We start from the raw sequence: 19,787 nt of genomic DNA, 5'->3' as shown, positions 1-19,787 counted from the left end.
CCATATGGACAGCTTATTTAGTCGGGTAAGCGGGGGGCATCGCTGCCTCCAACTCCCCTCAGAACCGTACGTGACAGTTTCCCATCATACGGCTCAAGCCTTCTTTTTATCCGATTTCAGTCCCTTTAGTATAGGCAAGGTAAGTGAACTAATTTTAAGTTTAAATTAGACAATATGAGGTGTTGCGGAACAGGCATGTCTTTTACGACTACCTTTTCCCCGTTTTGTAGTGGAGTTTTGCAGATAGCGCAGCGGTAACCTTGTTTTCTAGCCAGCTTCATTCTAGCCATCGTGTTTTCCGTATCAAATACCTTACGGTCTCTTTTTTCCCAGTATTCTTTCAATGTTGGGTCATCAGGACTATTTTTGAATTTCACCATGTTGTGTCTCTCAATCTTAATCCATGACATATGTAAGAGTTGGATATTTGTTTTCGGGCAGGTTGGTGTCCAAGCATTTCCACCATGATGTGGATGCCTGTAATATCTTGCATATATCCATTTCCACGACTTCTTTGGATGGAGCTGTCGAAGATGTTTGCCGATTCTCCAATAGATATAGCTATCCATTGTACCAAAGATTTTCTTAGAAACGACATGTTTCCAGTATTGCCCGTATCCTCTGATAATAGGATTAAGCACTCGGATGATTTCTCCGATGGGTTGACCCCTCATGACACGTAAAGTATCTCCAATTTTCTTCTTCACTTTCTGTCTACTGCCCTTACTTGGTTTGATGAACAGTTTATTCCCCTGTTCAGTTTGGTACTGCCGAATCAAGAATCCTAGGAACTCAAATCCTTCCTCAATATGTGTAACCTTCGTCTTTTCAGGGCTTAATTCCAATCCCCTGTCCTTTAAGTAGGGACGAAGTCTCATATATACAGAGAGTGCTTGTTCTTTTGTCTCCGTTAAGACCACAAAATCATCTGCGTAACGAATAAGGGTAAATTTGCAAGCAGGATTCATAATATAACTATCATTAGCTTTATAGTTTTTCTTGTAAGTAATTCCCAAGGTTTCTTCCATTCCATGAAGGGCAATGTTAGCGAGAAGTGGCGAGATAATTCCTCCTTGCGGAGTACCTTCTTGCGTTTCCGCGAAAAAGCTTTGCTCCATGTATCCCATCTTGAGCCATCGCTTCAATAGTTTTCTTCCTGGGAAGTAAGAAGTTTGTTTGAGTATCCACTCATGGTTGAGATGATCAAAACAGCCCTGAAAATCTCCTTCAAATATCCATTTCTTCTTTGTGCCCCCGTTGATTCTATTGAAAATGCTTCGTATGGCATCATGGGTACTTCGCTTAGGACGAAACCCGTAAGAAATAGCTTCAAATCTGGCTTCCCACTGTGGTTCAAGGGCATTTCGCACTATATTTTGATATACCCTATCCTTTATAGTTGGGATGCCCAACGGTCGCAATTTTCCATTTTTCTTCACAATGTATATACGTTTTGCTGGTTTTGGTCGGTGTTGTAGCGTATTTAACTTTTTGAGTTGCTCATAGAGAAGATTTCTTTCTCTGCGACTCAAGGCTGTATGTTCATCAACACCTGCTGTTCGCTTTCCTTTATTCTGCTGTGTTACTCGTCTAATTGATAACAGTAAGTTTGCTTCGCTTCTCATGAGTAAGCGTTGAAGTTTTCTTACCTTTCTTTGTTGCTGTAACTGTTCGGCACGGTAAATTCTTTGTCGTAACTTCGTCACATACATCTGAACTGCTTTCCAGTCCACTGTGTTCCAGTTTGTATACGAGACGTGCGCCGACGCTCGTTCTGAGGTGTTCATAACTGCACGCTCCTATTCGTCAGAAGATAACTTACAAATGTATTTCCATGTTGAAGACCTATAAGAAGTGGGCTCCCTTTCAGGCTTGTCATGGGTTTGTCCGTAAGGACGACAATATCCGCTCAGTTATACATATTTCTATGCTTTCCTGTTTCCTTTCGGCTAGCGGCTTTTGCTTTCTCTTATATCCTTTACCCTCTGCCACATCGTTTGACTTTACAGTCATCCTACTGCTTGCGCAGATGACATAGGGCTTACCAAGTTTCACATTCCACAGATACGACAGGGTTAGGTGGACTCTTTACTCCGGATAAGTTGCGGGATGCAACGCGGCAGTATTATGAGAATGCCTTTCCTCTTATCAAGACCTGGGTAGAGCTGTACATTATCCCAAGCTAACGATTACGAAGCTTACGAGCCTTCACTCTCGTTCACCGTACCTGTCTTCTCCTAGCGGTATTCCGAGTCATGTACAGACTCTCTGTTTCCACATTTCCTCATGCAACCCACGAGCCCGTTACCAAGTCCGCAGTTTCGGATGGAGATAGACTTTGCATCTAATCTAGTAGCAGAAGCTACCCTGTGGGAATGCGACTTCTTGTCGCACCATAATTATCGTTATCAGTAGTCAACAATGCATAAATTTTTCGTTCTGGAGGTAATTAAAAATCTTAGGTTGATGGGTATGTGGTGCTATCAACCTAAGATTATGTAACTTCAATGATAAGCAAGAGTGTAACCTTTAATTATATATGGCCTTATATTCACTTAGTTCTCGTTTCTTTTTCATAAGAAATAATTACCGCATTTGAAACATGGTAGAAGAACATAGAAAAAGAGCGATTAGAATTCCATAAATTTGGAATTCTAATCGCTCTCGTTTGATATTGTGCCATTCATGAATATGAAATAAGGATTTTGAAGTTTTAAAGATAATTTCAATTTGCCAGCGAATGGAATAAAAATCATGTATTTGTTCCATTTTTAATGATTCATAAATCAGTTGAAATATTTGCTGCAAATTCATCTGGTGTTTTAGTATCTATTTTTTTCCCATCTATCACCATATTTATTTTCTGTTTCGGATTTGCTGTTACCACCCAAGCGTTCGGTAAATAACGATCTTCATGGGATAATGTAGATGGTGAATTTATAACTTTTCCTCCTAAATATAGCGTAGCAGAAGAACCTCCATCCATTGCCATTGCATTTATAGCTCCTTTTTCATATAGAATATCTTGACACTCTTTTAACGTAGCTCCTATACTATGCGTCTGTCTACCGTCAATAACTAGAAACATAATTGTACCATCTTCTTTTTGGGCCATAATACTTCTTGGAGCCGAACCCCAACCACCGTCTCCTTCTGTAATCATTTTTTCTCCATTTACAATTAACTGTGGCATAAATCCAGCTGCAGAAACGACTTGTTTATCCAACAGTTGTTGGGTAGAATAATTTCCTGTTATCATTTGACCAAACTTTGTTAATCCCGTAATAATTGTAGGGGCATTTCTATCCATATTTGTATCAATAGCTTTCCCATTTTCTATCACAATTCCAGTAGCAACATTTCCTCCACCCCTTCCTGTTTCATCAGCAAATCCACTTGCATTCACAGCAACAAGTGCATGATTACGTTTTGCCATTACACTAATTTTTTCTCCCCTGTTAGCACCCTGTGTTCCTTGATGGCTAACAAGTTTAACATTGAAAGGATTACTAATAGTGACTAACTTTCCTTCGAAAAGAAAGCGACTATCTTTATTACTTTTAATCGTTTCTACATCAATTTCTAATGGCTGATTTTTTAATTCTTCTAATCTTTTTCCTACTATTTTTTTATAAATATGCTCATCACTGTTTGACCATTTTGGATGATTAATTCTATCTTGCAGTGTATCTAGTTCCTTTTGGGATAGGAATGTATATTTCGCATATTGTGGATGCTGAGAAGTTAGTATACTCCCAGCGATTGTTATACGAAGCTCTCGGCCATAGCTAGTACCAAATAATATTCCTATGCCAATAAGCATAAAAATAGAAAATAGAAGTAAAATTCGTTTGAAGATTTTTCTTAGATGTTTCATAGTTTTATCCTCCAGCATTCATTACATTCAATAAATCCATTAAAATATTATTTATCTAAAGAAAAAAGTGTTTGATTTCCTTATGCCTAAACTCCCCACTATATTTTAGCAATTGAGGAAAAATACTTATTCCGAATTTCGTTTTTTCAGTGTATATTTATAAATTTAATAACGTTTTTGCAACCATGAAATAAATTACTAATCCTGTTCCGTCAACAAATGTTGTAATAAATGGACCTGAAACAACTGCAGGATCTAGTTTTAATTTCCTTAAAATTAAAGGTAAAACAGCTGCTACAAGAGAGGCCCAAATAACAATAAATAATAAAGTTATTGCTACAACTTGTGCAACTTCTGTTCCAACTCCTAACATATAAGCACGAGTGAGCCCAGCTATCCCAAGTGCAAGTCCAAGAAGCATACCAATTGCAAATTCCTTTTTCATTACACGGAAAATGTCTTTAAATTTCACCTCTCCAATACCGATTGCACGAGTAATTGTTGCTACAACCTGTGTTCCTGTATTCCCTCCAGTACCTACTAATAATGGAACAAAGAAAGCAAGGGCAACTACAGTTTCAATTTCGTCTTCAAAATACTTTAATACTGTACCTGTATATGCCTCAGCAACAAAAAGAAGTAATAACCATGGTAGACGTTTTAAGAAAATTCTCCAAATGCTAGCTTCAAAGTAAGATTGATTCAATGGTTCACTTCCGCCTAACTTTTGAATATCTTCTGTAGCTTCTGCTTCCATAACATTCATTACGTCATCAAATGTTATAATACCAATCATTTTATTATTTGCTGTTGTGACAGGTATTGCTGCTAAATTATAATTCAGTAGCTTTTTTACAACTTCTTGCTGGTCAACTTCAGCGTGTACTGAAATTACCTCTTGAATCATGATAGTAGATAATATTTCTTCATCTGTTGCTAGTAATAACTCACGTATGGAAACGATTCCCTTAAGATAACCGTGATTATCAAGAACATAACTATAAGATATTGATTCTACATTTTTAGAATTTTCCCTAATGTACTTCAATGTCATTTTTACTGACCAATTTCCTCTAACTGCAACGAAATCACTTGTTACAAGACTTCCCGCCGTTTCAGGTTTGAAAGTCATCAATTTTTTCACGTTATATTTTGTAATTTTATCTAGATATGCCATTAATTTAGCCTGTTTTTCCGGATGAACCGCTAGAAGTAAATCTACTAATTCATCAATCGGTTGTAAATTTAGTAATTTTTTAGCTTTGTTTTCAGATAAATGAATTAAGATATTATATTTTTCTTCTGCACTCATATATTGAAGAACTTTAGAGCTTTTTAATACAGGAATCGTATTTAGCAATATGACTTGATCTTCAATTGAAAACTGTTTTACTTCTTGCGCAATATCATACGACGGAAGACGTAAAACCTTCTCTGCATCCAAGTTATTTTTGGTTATAAGTAATTCCTTTAATAATTTCTTCATGTTAACTCCTCCTCATATTGCTAAGGGAGACTCTAGAGTTTCATGAGTGGTTTTGTTTTATTTTATCTGTCTTAAATTTTTTATTAGAGCAATAATAGTTACATTGCAATCAATTTATGATTTAGAATTACCTCCTTTTTGAATATAGACAGGATAAAAACAAATAAAATTAAACAGAAAAACCTTTACTCAAAAAGGAGTAAAGGTTTTTTACAATACAAATAAATGATTATTAAGACAACTCTGTCAAAATCACAGAGGTGCCTTTCTATCAAATCGTATACCACTCCCTCGTTGAGTTTTAGCACTGTATAGCATAGGTTTTTATAACCAGCTACATTAAGAAGGGCCTTAATCCGACCGTTCCTGTTGACCCATTGGCGTCTCTCGACATTTTTGGGCAGCAGCGTTTCTCTATACAGGAGCCTCACCTAACAAAGATTATTGAATTACTTCAAAATTTAAACCAGAATTTAATATTTGTCAACTGACTTTCGATTCCATTCATAAAAAAATCTTTTATAGAAAATGAAATTATATTTTATAATAAATTTAAAATTCCCCTTAAAAAACATAGAATTCAAATAGATTTAATTCGAAGAAACGTAATAAAATATATAAAACTTATTGTTTTTAATCAAATTCCAACTTTATAACAAAAGATGAATAATTAGTCATTCTGTATATCAAAAGAACCTTCATAAAAAAATCTTCTTTTATGATTAAAATCTTCTTTACTGTTTATCAAATTTATATGGTTAAACTACTTAATCAAACGATACACTACAAGTCAAAAATATGTACTTATACGGAATGATTACATACATTTTTTCATATCATTTCTCAAAGGACTATAAAGCAATAAAACAAATAAAATTAGCAATATGGTTGCTTGACAAGCAAAAAAAATATATTTATGCTTGCTACACGAAACAAACACATAAAATTTATATTGCTTAACCTGTTAGGTGAGGCTCCTATGCAAACACAGGCTATTGCCCAAAAATGTCGAAAGACGCCAATGGGTAGAACAGGAATTGTCGGATTAAGGCTCTTCTTAAGATAGCTAAGTAATGAATTTTCATTACTTTACGTTGTATAGTGCCAAAGCTCTACTAGGGGGAAAAAAGCCTTATTTAGTCATGCCATTTTGAATCCCTCTAGTTACATACTAGGGGGATTTTTGCGTAAAAAAACAGGGAGTAAGCGATAGAATCTTCCTAAACAAAAGTCATATTTAGTAATTGACGAGAACAAGATTCTATTCATTAGCAAATGTAATATTATGTTTTGTTTTAAATCAGGAGGATATTAAAATGAAAAAAATATTAAAACTCGATTATCTATTGCTCCTTCCCCTATTCATAACATGTACTTTAGGTATTATCATGATGTATAGTGCAAGCTCCATTGTCGCTGTCCAACATTATGGTTATAACAGTAGACACTTTGTTGATTCTCAATTAACAAAGCTATTTTTAGGAACAATAGGGTTAATAGTTTGTGCTATTCTCCCATATGATATATGGAAAAAACGGATAGCCTCTATTTGTATTATGGTTGGGGGGATTTTTTTATTAATTATGGTTTTATGGAAAGGAAAAGTGGTAAATAATGCTCAATCATGGATCTTTGGAATACAGCCAGCTGAATTTCTAAAATTAGGAACAATACTTGTAACAGCCCGTTTTTTTGCTTTACGACAAGAACAAGCTAAAAATAACTGGAGTGGTATCGGAAAACTTTTGTTTTTTTTAGCTACAATTTTTTTTCTTATCTTTAAACAACCAAATTTAGGATCTGCACTTTTAATATTAGGTATAGGTTTTAGCATATTTCTTTGCTCAGGAATACATATAAATCTACTAATCAAAAGAACTACCATCAGTTCTATTTTGTGGTTACCTATTTTATATTTTTTGATTCAATATAGTTTGTCAGAAGTTCAAAAGACACGTATTACTACGATTTTCAATCCATTTCTTGATGCGCAAGGAAACGGATACCAGCTTATAAATTCTTTTATTGCCATTGGCTCCGGAGGAATCACTGGTCGTGGATTTGGAAATAGTATACAAAAAACAGGGTATCTTCCGGAACCACATACAGATTTTATAATGGCAATAGTTTCTGAAGAACTAGGATTTATTGGTGTATTCATTATATTGGCTGGAGTTTTGACTATAGTACTTCGCTCCTTAAAAATTTCACAATTATGTGTAGATCCATTCGGCAGTTTTATAGCAATTGGTATAGGATGTATGATCGGTATGCAATCTGTTGTAAATTTAGGCGGTATTACGGGACTATTTCCTCTTACAGGTACTCCATTTCCATTTGTAAGTTTTGGTGGAAGTTCTTTAATGGTCAATTTAATAGCAATAGGAATATTGCTTAATATCTCAATTTTCAATAAAATAAAGCGTTCTCCTTTTTAAAATCTATTGTACTATAGTCATTTTTGTTACATTTAGAGAGATTATACAGGCTTTCATAATGGTTTGATCAAACTGTAGATTTCTTAATTTTAAACGAACATTTAAAATATTTTATAGCATAGAATAGACAGTATGCAGTAGACACCACTAATATCTACTAGGTGAATAAAAAAGAAGGAGAAAATAAATGACTCTAAATATAAATAGAGTATTCCCACGTAATTGGTATGCTGTGAGTTATTCAAAAGATATAAAAAAGATTCCAGTAAAAAAAAGAGTTGCTGGCAAAGATTTTGTATTATATCGGGATGAAAAAGGCAAAGTTCAGGCTCTATCACCTTACTGCCCTCATCGTGGCGCTGACTTATCACTGGGACAAGTAGTAAATGGTAAACTAGTCTGCCCCTACCATGGTTGGGAGTTCGATAGTTGTGGTACTTGTGTAAGAATTCCATCCCAACCCAATAAACCTATCCCGAAATTTGCTCATACCTTCTCATACCCTGTAAAAGAAAAGATTGGGTTAATTTGGATATACCCTGATAGTGAGGAAACTCCACCTGAATGGCAAACTTTTCATGTACTGGAGAACACTCCTTTTAAACTCTCTTTCTTCCACGCCACTTGGAATGCACACCTTACTCGATCAATCGAATCTGTGCTGGATATTGCTCACCTTGCTTATGTACATAAAAAAACGATTGGTAGAAAAACAAAAGCCGAATCAACCAATTATAAGCTGGAGGGAACACTGGATCAGTTTATATTCTCAAATGGTGATGCTTACCTTGAATACAAATTCCCACATCAGTGGATGCTTCACAGTGGCAAACAGGAAAATGAGTCATTTATTCAGTACATTACGTTTACACCAATTGATGAAGAAGAGACATTAATTATGGGATATACCGGAAGGACATTTTTAAAGTACTTCCCTTTACTAGACCAAATTTTAGCTAAATTTAGTTTAAGAGTACTAAAAGAGGATCAAATTATTGTAGAAAGTCAACATCCTAGACCTATACCAGAAGCTTTAAAAATGGAGGCCCATGTTCATGCAGATATGGCTCAAGTTCAGTTTAGAAAACGTTGGTTTCAGTTTTTACAAAATGAGTCTTGCTTTTCACTTGATTAAAGGCACATAACGCAGTATTAAATATAGGTGTAGTGATATTGATAGAAGTGGATGCTACCCCATCGCCATCAAGCTAAAATTTTATAGTACCCCCTGAACCCAATTTTGTGCTAACTCGTAACAAAAATTCCCTTCAAAAAAAAGAAAGGCGCCTACGCACCTTTCTTTTGTAATTCATTTTCAATCTCTTAGCATTCAGAATCCCTTATGAATCACTTTAATGCGTCATTGTACGGACCTAATTACTCTTTAGAAAAGTAATGATTTGTCTCCTTACTTTTCAGTAACATATTTCCTCTATTTTTCAGTGTAATTTATGAATTTCATATGTAATAAGCTGATTCGACCAGCCGATCCACGAGACTTGTTAGAAAGCCAGCCTCGGCATAGGAATCATCCCGAAATCCGCGTTTGGGCTGGCGAACCACAGTAGTCTGGAAAGCGACAGTCCTTCCCTCCAGACCAGAATCGCTGCAATTTGAATCAAGGAACGTTACATGTCCTCATTGACCAGAAAGTTCTTAAAAAATTTCAGTAGGGAATAATAAAAGTAAGGAGTGAATCGACTGTTCACTCCTTTGAATGATAACCGTAGAGGTCCATTTAGCTTTGAAATAAAGATTGATAAAAAAGTGCTTTAAGCCTTTTTTAATAGCAAATGTAAAAATCCATTTCCAAAAAAATTTAATCAAAAAGGTGTTCAGGGGAGGCAATCTGAATAGAATTCAAATGTTTCATTCGGTTTATGACAGATAGTCCTTCATTAACTCTATGTAATGCAAGCCATCTTTCGAAACCAGAAAAAAAGGAAGAAAAGCCAATAGATTTCTGCAAACTGGGCGTATGATTTGATATTGTAAAGCCCTCTGGCATCAATTTGTTCATCACCTATCATTATGTATCTCTTGGCTTAAACCATCAGCTTTTCTGTACCGCTTCCCAGTGAATAGCTCGAAAAGTTATGGGTGTTGAGCTCAAAACTTAACGACGACGGGAGCTGCCCTCAATTAGTGATGAAACCCATTATCACATTTCGTATCATGAGGCATAGGCCCATCCAGGGAATCCAAAAAGGCAACAGCCTGTTTGAGGTTTCTCAAAAATAAATGCGCGAGATCCACGGAAAATCCATTTCTAACCACAACGCGCATAATCGTCACCGCTTCTAGATCTGGAGGCAATGGATAGGCAGGTACTTGCCAACCGAACACACGCAATTGTCGAGATAGATCATAAAGATTCCAGTTTGATGTGTAACCATTTTTCAGTCGCCAAGCGAAAACCGGTATATCCGAACCATCGGACAAAAGTTCGAAAGGTTCCATCTTTTGAATCGCCTTGCTAAGAAAAAGAGCGACTTTCTGAGAAGCCCTTTGGACATCATAGTACCCCCTTTTCCCCAAACGCAGGTAATTGTAATATTGCAGGAGTACTTGTGCACCAGGACGTGAAAAATTCAGGGCAAAAGTTGGCATGTTGCCCCCTAAATAGGAGACGCGGAAGATTAGATCCTCAGGGAGATCATCAGCTTCCCTCCAAATTATCCAACCCAATCCAGGGTAGACTAATCCATATTTATGTCCAGATACATTGATGGACTTTACCCTCGGCAATTGAAAATCCCAGACTAAATCTGGTTGAAGAAACGGGGCTATAAATCCGCCCGAAGCCGCATCCACATGCATAGGAATGTCGAGTCCCGTCCTCTCCTGTAAATCGTCCAACGCTTTTGCAATGGCAGCAACCGGTTCGTAACGTCCAGTATAAGTCTCACCGAGAATCGGTACCACACCAATCGTATTTTCATCCACGGCTGCAATGACTCCCTGAGGATCCAACTGGGAATGCTCAGGGCTAACCTTTACATAGCGTGGTTCAACCTCCCAATAGTTCGCGAATTTTTCCCAAACGACTTGAACAGCAGAACTAAACACAATATTAGGCCGATCCACCGGCTTCCCCTCTCTTTTGCGTGCATTTTGCCAGCGTCTCTTTAACGCAAGCCCCCCGAGCATACATGCTTCCGACGATCCAGTTGTTGAAACGCCCATAGTTGTAAGGGGGCTGGGGGAATGCCAGAGATTGGCTAAAATGCGAACACACCGCTCCTCAATTTCAGCTGTCTGTGGATATTCGTCCTTATCAATCATGTTCTTATCAAATGATTTAGCATATAGCCGCTCTGCGGTAGGCTCCATCCAGGTGCTAACGAACGTTGCAAGATTCAAGCGTGCATTGCCATCTAGAGTCATTTCATCATGGACGATTTGATACGCTGTTTCTGGTAACATGCCTTCATCAGGCATGTTAAATCGCGGAACGACTGATTCTCCTTTGCGGGCAAACAGAGGATTTATAGAAAATTCGGGAGGCAGCTCCATTTGCACATGACGCGGTAGATATTGTGGATTATCTGGCATAATCTCTTTTCCTTCATATGTATCGTTTTGAACTTCTTCTTTTCGATCCTGCGGCATACTAGTCCCCCTTAATTAATGGTTTAACAAATATATTATTTACAAAAAAATATTTGTTAAACCAAGGAGGAAATTCTATTAAAAGGTACTGCCACCATTCAAATTAAAGAAATATAGTTTGTAATTATAAAATAGAAATCGATTTATATTATAATGAAAACATTGAATATATGAATGTGATTTTCTGAAATTTCTAAGACTACATTACAGATGTGAATAACTAAAAAACTATCAATTCAAATAATTTGAGAATACGGAAAATTTTAAGCGAGATTGAGATAATTATATTCACAAAAGAATTGATGCAACGTTAAAAAGAATGCGCCCGGTACAATACCGGACTTATATTCATACAACCGCTTTATTTTTCTATTTAACTGTTGGGATTCAGCTCATAATGAAACATATTTTTACATAAAAGACTTTCGTATATAAATTTTTCAAATAAGTTATTAGCGAATTGTTGACCAATATCACTTTCTGAGTGAGTAATTTTTTAGATTGATGATGTAATAAATTTTGTTCTTTTCTTTTATGTAAAATATTCTAGTTTTGCATTAGGAAAGAACTGTTTCATATAGGAATACAGATAGTTTTTTATATCCTCTTCTTCTTCTTTTTGATAAATGTATTTTCCGATTCCATATTTCCCCCATTTATACCTTCTTTTCTCTTCATCTAATTCTAATTTTGTCATCGGGTAGTTTTTTTCAATAACCCTTTTAGCTGGCTTTGTAAAACGGTGTTGAATAAATTCAAATGTAATATCATCCCGTGCATCAAGAGGTAATTCAGCATTTAGGCGTTCAAACATATGATAGTACCCTTCCTGCCAGCCTTCATGCAGGTAAATAGGAGCTACAATGAAACCAAGAGGATATCCGGCTCTAGCTACTTTTCCTGCTGCCTCAATTCGTTTAGCTAAGGGAGAAGTTCCTGGTTCAAAGTTTTTAATCACATAATCAGCGTTTACACTAAAGCGAAATCTTGTTTTTCCATTATGTTTAGCATTAAGTAAATGATCTACATGGTGAAATTTCGTAACAAATCTCAATTTCCCATATTCAGATTCTCCAAAATGCTCAATGGCCCGTTTAAGGGTATGCGTTAAATAATCGATTCCTACAATATCTGAAGTACACGACGCTTCAAATCTTGTTACTTCAGGTGCACGCTCTTTCATGTATTTATCAGCAGCATCTAAAATTTCTTCAACATTTACATACGTTCGTATATAAGGCTTACTTCCCATCGTTGTTTGTAAATAACAATAATGACAATGCCCCATACATCCCGTTGCAAAAGGAATTGCATACTCTGCTGAAGGCTTGGAAGTATCAAATTTCAGTGTTTTTCTAACACCAACAACAAGCGTAGATTTTGCTACTCGATACTTTTGAAAATCATTATCGCCTGGCAAATCTCTTACTTGATTATGGGAAGTAGTATGTCGAATTTCAACATCCATCTTTGAAAAATTCTCAAACAGCTCTTTTCCCAAAGGATAATCTAATGCTTTAGGTTCAAAATATACGAGCTTAGGCATAAATGGCTTATTCATTCCAACATCCCCTCTGAAGTATCACCATAATAGTAAGTGTACGCTTGGTTTGCTTCATCTTCGGTAGCATATATAGCCATCTCATTTGTTAGTGGATAATACGTTTCGTAAAGAAATAGTGCTAATTCAGTAGGTCTTTCAGGATTATTTACGACTGCTGCAGCTTGTATATTAGCTACGTCTTGAGTATGAGGATTTCGATAAAAAATATAGACAATGTCACCAGCATGATACGTATTACTTTCAGAAGAAAATTCCATTCCATCACCATCTCATTTCATAAAATTCAATGCTCAAAGTTTTACTTTCTAATTTCCCTGTAGTATAACTATTCAATTTCATTGATAATGATTACGTCATACAAATATACTTTGAAAAATGAATAATAAATGCACTACCAAAAAGGCAAGCATATATCAATGCTTGCCTTTCGTTCTAACGACGATGTTCAACAAGATCGATTACACCTAAAACGACGTGAGCTAAACCAAAACCAAATACTGTATTTGCAATCATTTTATTAGTTCCACGAGTTTGTTTAAGAGCATAACCTGCTGCGGTCACTGCTGTACCTAAAGCTGTTGGAATTAATCCTTCACGAATGTCCACAGTGATGCCTCCTTGTTTCGTAGTTAGTAAATTTGTTTTAATGACTCGAAGTAAAGTATTAAAACAAGTATTAGTATTTTTCTTTTTAATAAAATTATGTGAAATTTTCATGAATAATATTTTAAATCCATAACAGCTATAAAGATTGAAAAAATTATTAATTAACAAATAAGAAAATATCTTCAAAACGTATTTTCATATGAAAATTGTATACCTCAGACAAAAAAATTCTTTGTGGAAATTCTCTCCATAAAAAGTGCTCCTAAATTTATATAGGAGCACTTTTTTATGAAACACTATTCTTTATTTGCTTATTAACCACTTTATTATAATAACCATGCTTTACAACTTGCCTAACATCATCTACCTCAATATCCACTCTTTCCGCGATATCTACAACATTTGTATTTTGTAAAACATTCACCACAAATCCCATTAATTGCAAATTAGGATTTTTACGATATGAAAATTGAACGTAATCCCCAAGTGTTACTTCTTTAGTAAGCTTCATTTGGCGCCCCCTAAATTATTGATAATTATAAAATAGTTTCCCCCTTTTTTACTTCTACATACTGGGTCACCAGTTTATCATTTTAACCAATTCATCTCCCACCTACTTACTTCGCGTTCCTTGAGGAAGGGGTCTTCTTGGCTAAAATGATAAAAGTTATGTATATAATTAAAAAAGACAAACTCTCCAATGTGAGGAGTTTGTCCAAAACCATGATTTCTTTAGTTTAACCATATAGAATTCAGTTCCGACAAGAATCTTTCTTTTTTCATATCCCACGATTTTTGCATCAATACTAACAATAGTGGATTAGAATAGTGACTTAATACTTGCTAGTAAAGTAAGTATACCTATTATAATGACAAATACATTGCTCATCTTACCTCTATATTTAGCTAGTACAGGCACTTTACGAATTGCATACATTGGTAATAGACATAAGATAGCAGCAACTAGCGGACCGCTAAGGGCATCAATGATTCCAAGAATACTTGGATTTGTATAAGCAACATACCAACATGTTAATACAACAAAAGTAAGAATCATTGTCTTAACTGTTTTTTCTCCTATATCTTTCCCACGTTTTTTACCGGACTTGATAATCATGTCACGCATTACCTCATACGCTCCTATATAATGGCCAAGGAAAGACTTTGTAATAGCCACAAATGCAATCATAGGAGCTGCAATAGTGATTACTGGCGAATTAAGCTCATTAGCAAGGTATGATAGGATTGACAAGTTCTGTTCTTTTGCCACCTTAAGATCATCTGGAGTCAAACTTAAAGTACTGCTCCAAACAAAGAACATAACAACAGCGAATGTCATGATATAACAAACTTTTTGTATTTGAGCACACTTGGCATCAGTAGCGTCTATTCCATAACTAGCTCTCTGCTTCACAACAAATGATGAAATCATAGGCGAATGATTAAACGAAAATACGATAATTGGAAGTATCATCCATATCGTTCCTAAATATCCTGTTCCTGTTGAGGCAGTAGAAACACTTGAAAAACTAAGCATTGACGTATTCCACTGTGGAATCAAAGATATTGCGATAAAAAGTAGAGAAGCTATAAAAGGATACACTAGCATGCTCATGATCTTTACAGTTATATCTTGACCAAAATTTAGTATAGCGATAAGACCGAGTACTAAGACAAGCGATAAAATGGCCCTTGGAGGCTCCGGCATGTGCAATTGATGCACGATAAAACTACTAGCGGTATTTGTAAGTGCGACCGAGTACATCAGCACGATCGTATAAATGGAGACAAAATATACAATGTTAAAAATGATACTTGCCTTATTTCCAAAATACTCTCTTATAGTACCTGTAATCCCCTCATCGGCAGAGTTCGAAGCGTAAATCATTTTAGCGAGCGCTCTATGTGAATAATACATAACAGGATAGGCAAGTATGGTAATTAACAGCAATGATAATAAACCACCTGAACCTGCATTAATCGGTAAAAAAAGTACCCCTGCTCCAATTGCTGTTCCAAAAAGGCTCAATGCCCAGGTAGTATCCTGTTTATGCCACTTTTTAGGGTCTAGATAATTCTCATTTTGTACTGCCGTATTATCAGCTTGAAATTCTATGTTTTTTGCAGTATTCACATTCATATAATAATTCCTCCTTATGTCCTATTCTCAATTCTCTATTTAAGGTATAGGAATATAGACCGTTCTTGAAAAATGAATTGCTTATATAGTGCACCACAACGAATATCCCTCTTCTAAATTAATCAAAATCAAAAAGTTAGCGAAGCATCAACCTGAAGGTTTTTTACCACTTACAAAATATTTTAATTATATAGTAGTATATTTTATTGATAATTCCCCCAACATACAGACATCCTTAGGCGAACTATAGAGTACATATTGTTAAATATTTCACAATATACTCGATAGCTGTTTATTGATTTGATTGTTTCTCCCCAAAGATTTTATTTTTAATGACAATCCCTGTAGGTGTAGCCGCAATTCCGCCTAAACCTGTCTCTCTTAACTCACGGGGCATCTGTCTTCCAACCCTATACATTGCTTCAATAACTTCGTCAGCATTGATGATATTGTTTACGCCGGCTAATGCGATGTCTGCTGCTGCTAAAGCATTTGTCGCTCCAATGGCGTTTCTCTTTACACAAGGAATTTCTACCAAACCAGCGACCGGATCACAAACTAAACCGAGTAAATTTTGTAATGCGGTCGAAAAAGCTTCAGAAGATTGCTGTGGCGTTCCACCCGCAGCTTCTACAGCAGCTGCAGCCGCCATCGCTGAGGCACTTCCTACTTCAGCTTGACATCCTCCGTACGCCCCTGAAATACAAGCGTTGTTTGCGACTATCGTTCCAAATAACGCTGAAGTGAATAGAAAATGAATCATATCTTCATGACTTAACTGCAATGTATCTTTAATACTAAATAAGACTCCCGGAATCGTCCCACTCGCACCTGCTGTTGGAGTCGCACAAATAGCTCCTAATGCAGCATTTACTTCATTAACACCGATAGCACTTTGAATCCCTAACACCATCAAATCTCCAGAAAGAGTTTTCCTATTTTCTCGATAGTTTTTAATTTTTACAGCATCCCCTCCGGTTAAACCGGTTGGAGAAAATACACCGTCGCCTTCGATACTTTTATTTATTGCATGTTGCATAGTCGCTAAATTTCTTTCCATTTTACTCCAAACTTCTTCATAAGAAGTTTTAGTTTGTTTGATTTCCTGTTCGATTGCTAATTTATAAATTGGCTTTTGGCTTTTATTAGCTGCATCCACAATCTCTTTTATGGCCATATACATATTTTTCACTCCTTAATGTAACTAAAGAATAATAAGATTAGCTATATTGCTTAAATCTCCTAATTCCTTCTGAACATTACCTGGCAATATCGAATCCAAAGCGAATGCATATAAATATTTTGTTTTATCTTCCAAACTATGAAAGTTGTTAATTTCCACATCATATTGTTTAAAGATCCTGCGTAAAATAAATTCAAAGTCAGCTCTTTCTGAAATCGCAATAACAACTGGCAATGGCCCCTGCAGATTTAAGCTAAATCCATCAATTTCAACATGTTTGACTTCAATCAACCCACCACCGACCGAAATACCCATCACTCTAATACTTCGACTTTCATCCTCTACATATACATCTGCCGTATTTGGATGACCAACAGGACTATTACCCGATTTTTCAATAAAGGTAATGTCAATTCCCTTAGACTCTGCTATTTTAATAGCATCTGGCACTTTGCTGTCATCGGCAGCAAAGCCTAATATACCAGCAATAATCGCAAAATCAGTTCCGTGACCTTTATGGGTTTCAGCAAATGATTCATAATACTTTACCACAACTTTTTTTGGAAGGCCTTGAAATAATCTATTAACAACTGTTCCAATAGCCAAAGCACCTGCAGTATGTGAACTTGAAGGACCTATCATTATGGGCCCAATCACATCAAAACAACTTTTGTATTTAACAATCTTTTTTTCTTTAATAGATGCTACATTCATGTTCATATAAGCACCCCCATAATTTATTATTTTTAGCTGTAGTTAAATCTAAGTTATTAGAATGATCGATTCAAAACAAGTTTTGTTTGATAGCGCTTTCTTTATTGAGTTGAATAAACTTCCCTTCTAATCCACTACCCTCCGCATAGTAATCATGTCAGTATGTCCAATTTTAGAAAATTACTGGCAAGGTCTTTAGAATTTTTAAACCCAAAACAAGATTTGTTATTTTCTCTAGAGGTATTGAATTATGTCTCGACGCCCTTATTATAACTTGTATATTTATAAGCTTAATCTTTTTTTATTTTTAGAAAGATTGAATAGACAGAATTTTGAATGGGTAATAAATTACACTTAGTATGTAGCAATTGTGTCCTTTGTTTGAAGCTGTATTAGTTAGTAAAAAAGCAAAAATAACACAGAGTTCCTTCCGTAAACACATTGATTATATTGGAAAATCATTATAAAGATACTTATATTGTCCTTTGTTAGAACATCTTATTTTGGATGGGAAACCTGTTGCAATAAATAATTCATTCAGATGAAAAGGAATACATTAATGAAATTTAAAACCATTAGTGCATATTAATTATGAAATTTGTATAAATATTAATTATTAGAAAAAACGAACTTCTTATTTGGATCTTAACATAAAGGATACGTTCCAAATAACAATGGAGATTCTGCCTGTCCATTAGCAATAAAGTTGAACGCCTCCATAAAAATAACCTGATATGGCTTCTCTTTCTTTGCAAGTACTATAAGATTCCACCAGTTAAGTTACTATAACAATATTCTAGATATCGTGCTGAACCCTCTATTGCTTCAGCTTTTGTTTCTCCAATCAGTTGTGGCCATTTTTTATAGCGATAGTTACGTACAATTGTCCAATCATATAATGCCTAATTAATATTTTCTGGGTTCTTATCAATCATTGCTTTATCTAATAGCTTAAATTCTAATCCCATTAGCGCGTAATTTTCTTTATTTATCGGATATTCGTGAATAGACTCTCCACCATTTGAATCATATATCCAATCTTTTTGTTTATAAACATGAAAAGGTATATGTTTTGAAATATACATTTCAATAGCAACTCAAAACCCTTATTTATCAGGATTTTTCATGCTATGTTTTTCTTATTCCCCCTTTTCGAGGCGATGGGCAAAAACACCCATAAAACAAAAAAGAACCGGGCAATCTATGCCCAGTCCTTTTTTATTAGATTTCTGAATTTAATTATCTTATTTTACATCTTCTTTAGGAGTTGCTGGTACTGCATTTTTGGGAATTTCACTTTTATCAATTTCTTTATACGTTATATTTCCATCTTTATCTGCAACAGCCACTTGCATCTTATCTTTGACGGATGTTCCTTCTTTTTTACCTGTTTTTGCATCCCCTATTGGTTGTGCTTGTGCTTGTTCTGCATCTTTTGGAATTTCACTTTTATTAATTTCTTTATGTGTCATATTTCCGCTTTTATCTGCAACAACATGTAATTTTTCATCTATTTTTACATCTTCTGCACCTCCTGCACCTCCCGCTAATAATCCTGTACTTAAAAGTGTCCCTGCTAATAATGTTTTTATCATTTTTCATTACCTCCTGTTTATTTGTAATATTCATCAAAAAAGTATCTAGAGTTAATGTTTTAGTCATTATCTTTATCTACTTGCTTTTTGATTACATTTAGCATAAGACAAGAATCTATAGTTGATATGGACTGTATCTGGAGATTATGTATAGAAAAATGGATAATCAGTTGCATATCCTAATGGGTATTTAGACAAGATTGAAACTTTATATGAGTTTGATAATTGAGTTACCTTTTGTTTTTGAACGTGAGGTTTATTTACCTACATACAGTAGACGCATAGATTATTTTTTTAATAGACTTCCAAGTTTGTCCGCATCAGCATCTAACAAATGAGTCCAAGTAATTATTGCTGTCAACATAATAAAAAGAGTCCCGATTAATACGGACTCTTTTTTGAGTTTTTACAAAAGTAAACTTTTAAGCACATAATTACATTTCTATTATTTATTTTACCACTTGTACAGATGCTGGTTTCCACCCCTGATTCTCTACCCAATCAATATTAACCTTATATTTTTTATTACTTTGTTTATCTCGTACATTACCGTAGGCTTTATTATTACCATT

At 35.2% G+C, this 19,787-nt stretch carries 15 protein-coding genes, 2 pseudogenes and 2 riboswitches; of the genes and pseudogenes, 2 read left to right on the top strand and 15 right to left on the bottom strand.

The window, feature by feature from the left end:
* Positions 1-125: 125 nt before the first annotated feature.
* The 4 genes and pseudogenes from ltrA to mgtE all read right to left on the bottom strand — a co-directional run bounded on the left by ltrA (position 126) and on the right by mgtE (position 5,363).
* Positions 126-1,787, bottom strand: coding sequence for a group II intron reverse transcriptase/maturase (gene ltrA / locus ACTJJY_RS18040; protein ID WP_440606182.1), 1,662 nt, complete (start codon positions 1,785-1,787; stop codon positions 126-128).
* An 802-nt stretch (positions 1,788-2,589) separates the two neighbouring features.
* A pseudogene (locus tag ACTJJY_RS18035) lies at positions 2,590-2,769 on the bottom strand (transposase); the annotation flags it as partial.
* Positions 2,770-2,779: 10 nt separating this feature from the next.
* On the bottom strand, positions 2,780-3,877 hold the full coding sequence (locus tag ACTJJY_RS18030) for a phosphodiester glycosidase family protein (protein WP_440606181.1): 1,098 nt from the start codon (positions 3,875-3,877) through the stop codon (positions 2,780-2,782).
* A 157-nt stretch (positions 3,878-4,034) separates the two neighbouring features.
* A complete protein-coding gene (gene mgtE, locus ACTJJY_RS18025; RefSeq protein ID WP_440606180.1) occupies positions 4,035-5,363 on the bottom strand; it encodes a magnesium transporter in 1,329 nt (442 codons plus the stop codon).
* Positions 5,364-5,641: 278 nt separating this feature from the next.
* A riboswitch (M-box (ykoK) riboswitch) is annotated at positions 5,642-5,809 on the bottom strand.
* Positions 5,810-6,316: 507 nt separating this feature from the next.
* A riboswitch (M-box (ykoK) riboswitch) is annotated at positions 6,317-6,493 on the top strand.
* Between the two features lie 186 nt (positions 6,494-6,679).
* Between mgtE and ACTJJY_RS18020 the strand changes: the two genes are divergently transcribed.
* Entirely contained in the window at positions 6,680-7,801 is a 1,122-nt protein-coding gene (locus ACTJJY_RS18020; RefSeq protein ID WP_440606179.1) for an FtsW/RodA/SpoVE family cell cycle protein, read from the top strand.
* 187 nt (positions 7,802-7,988) lie between these two features.
* A complete protein-coding gene (locus tag ACTJJY_RS18015; protein WP_440606178.1) occupies positions 7,989-8,936 on the top strand; it encodes a Rieske 2Fe-2S domain-containing protein in 948 nt (315 codons plus the stop codon).
* Positions 8,937-9,943: 1,007 nt separating this feature from the next.
* Here ACTJJY_RS18015 and ACTJJY_RS18010 read toward each other — a convergent pair.
* The 11 genes and pseudogenes from ACTJJY_RS18010 to ACTJJY_RS17960 form a co-directional block, all read right to left on the bottom strand.
* The gene (locus ACTJJY_RS18010; RefSeq protein ID WP_440606177.1) at positions 9,944-11,413 is read right to left on the bottom strand and encodes a glutamate decarboxylase; all 1,470 of its coding nucleotides are present in this window, start codon (positions 11,411-11,413) and stop codon (positions 9,944-9,946) included.
* 532 nt (positions 11,414-11,945) lie between these two features.
* Positions 11,946-12,974, bottom strand: coding sequence for a spore photoproduct lyase (gene splB / locus ACTJJY_RS18005; RefSeq protein ID WP_440606176.1), 1,029 nt, complete (start codon positions 12,972-12,974; stop codon positions 11,946-11,948).
* A complete protein-coding gene (locus ACTJJY_RS18000) occupies positions 12,971-13,234 on the bottom strand; it encodes a transcriptional regulator SplA domain-containing protein (RefSeq protein ID WP_440606175.1) in 264 nt (87 codons plus the stop codon). The genes splB and ACTJJY_RS18000 overlap by 4 nt, the downstream gene beginning before the upstream one ends.
* A gap of 175 nt (positions 13,235-13,409) precedes the next feature.
* Positions 13,410-13,583, bottom strand: coding sequence for a hypothetical protein (locus ACTJJY_RS17995; RefSeq protein ID WP_000354585.1), 174 nt, complete (start codon positions 13,581-13,583; stop codon positions 13,410-13,412).
* Between the two features lie 286 nt (positions 13,584-13,869).
* Positions 13,870-14,094, bottom strand: a complete 225-nt coding sequence (locus tag ACTJJY_RS17990; protein ID WP_440606174.1) for a DUF2187 domain-containing protein — start codon at positions 14,092-14,094, stop codon at positions 13,870-13,872.
* Positions 14,095-14,403: 309 nt separating this feature from the next.
* Positions 14,404-15,723: an aromatic amino acid transport family protein gene (locus tag ACTJJY_RS17985; RefSeq protein WP_440606173.1), complete on the bottom strand. Its 1,320-nt coding sequence runs from the start codon at positions 15,721-15,723 to the stop codon at positions 14,404-14,406.
* Positions 15,724-16,015: 292 nt separating this feature from the next.
* Entirely contained in the window at positions 16,016-16,906 is an 891-nt protein-coding gene (gene sdaAA / locus ACTJJY_RS17980; RefSeq protein ID WP_440606172.1) for an L-serine ammonia-lyase, iron-sulfur-dependent, subunit alpha, read from the bottom strand.
* Between the two features lie 21 nt (positions 16,907-16,927).
* Positions 16,928-17,626 (bottom strand): L-serine ammonia-lyase, iron-sulfur-dependent subunit beta, encoded by a 699-nt coding sequence (sdaAB, locus tag ACTJJY_RS17975; protein ID WP_440606171.1) that lies wholly within the window; start codon positions 17,624-17,626, stop codon positions 16,928-16,930.
* A 669-nt stretch (positions 17,627-18,295) separates the two neighbouring features.
* Positions 18,296-18,690 (bottom strand): annotated as a pseudogene (locus tag ACTJJY_RS17970) (hypothetical protein); the annotation flags it as partial.
* A gap of 174 nt (positions 18,691-18,864) precedes the next feature.
* A complete protein-coding gene (locus ACTJJY_RS17965; protein WP_440606170.1) occupies positions 18,865-19,215 on the bottom strand; it encodes a hypothetical protein in 351 nt (116 codons plus the stop codon).
* A 449-nt stretch (positions 19,216-19,664) separates the two neighbouring features.
* On the bottom strand, positions 19,665-19,787 hold a 123-nt coding region (locus ACTJJY_RS17960), incomplete at its 5' end, for a DUF1510 family protein (RefSeq protein ID WP_440606207.1).

Source organism: Bacillus sp. 22475 (assembly GCF_052044835.1).
Taxonomy (GTDB): domain Bacteria; phylum Bacillota; class Bacilli; order Bacillales; family Bacillaceae_G; genus Bacillus_A; species Bacillus_A cereus.
The sequence above is the reverse complement of the archived record's forward strand: the minus strand, read 5'-3'. Positions and strand labels throughout refer to the sequence as shown.

What these genes read in the sequence shown, in the direction of transcription:
- splB (WP_440606176.1), bottom strand. Translation starts at nt 12,974, where the DNA reads ATGAATAAGCCATTTATGCCTAAGCTCGTATATTTTGAACCTAAAGCA.
- ACTJJY_RS17985 (WP_440606173.1), bottom strand. Translation starts at nt 15,723, where the DNA reads ATGAATGTGAATACTGCAAAAAACATAGAATTTCAAGCTGATAATACG.
- ACTJJY_RS17965 (WP_440606170.1), bottom strand. Translation starts at nt 19,215, where the DNA reads ATGATAAAAACATTATTAGCAGGGACACTTTTAAGTACAGGATTATTA.
- sdaAA (WP_440606172.1), bottom strand. Translation starts at nt 16,906, where the DNA reads ATGTATATGGCCATAAAAGAGATTGTGGATGCAGCTAATAAAAGCCAA.
- ACTJJY_RS18000 (WP_440606175.1), bottom strand. Translation starts at nt 13,234, where the DNA reads ATGGAATTTTCTTCTGAAAGTAATACGTATCATGCTGGTGACATTGTC.
- ACTJJY_RS18020 (WP_440606179.1), top strand. Translation starts at nt 6,680, where the DNA reads ATGAAAAAAATATTAAAACTCGATTATCTATTGCTCCTTCCCCTATTC.
- sdaAB (WP_440606171.1), bottom strand. Translation starts at nt 17,626, where the DNA reads ATGAACATGAATGTAGCATCTATTAAAGAAAAAAAGATTGTTAAATAC.
- ACTJJY_RS18030 (WP_440606181.1), bottom strand. Translation starts at nt 3,877, where the DNA reads ATGAAACATCTAAGAAAAATCTTCAAACGAATTTTACTTCTATTTTCT.
- mgtE (WP_440606180.1), bottom strand. Translation starts at nt 5,363, where the DNA reads ATGAAGAAATTATTAAAGGAATTACTTATAACCAAAAATAACTTGGAT.
- ltrA (WP_440606182.1), bottom strand. Translation starts at nt 1,787, where the DNA reads ATGAACACCTCAGAACGAGCGTCGGCGCACGTCTCGTATACAAACTGG.
- ACTJJY_RS18015 (WP_440606178.1), top strand. Translation starts at nt 7,989, where the DNA reads ATGACTCTAAATATAAATAGAGTATTCCCACGTAATTGGTATGCTGTG.
- ACTJJY_RS18010 (WP_440606177.1), bottom strand. Translation starts at nt 11,413, where the DNA reads ATGCCGCAGGATCGAAAAGAAGAAGTTCAAAACGATACATATGAAGGA.
- ACTJJY_RS17990 (WP_440606174.1), bottom strand. Translation starts at nt 14,094, where the DNA reads ATGAAGCTTACTAAAGAAGTAACACTTGGGGATTACGTTCAATTTTCA.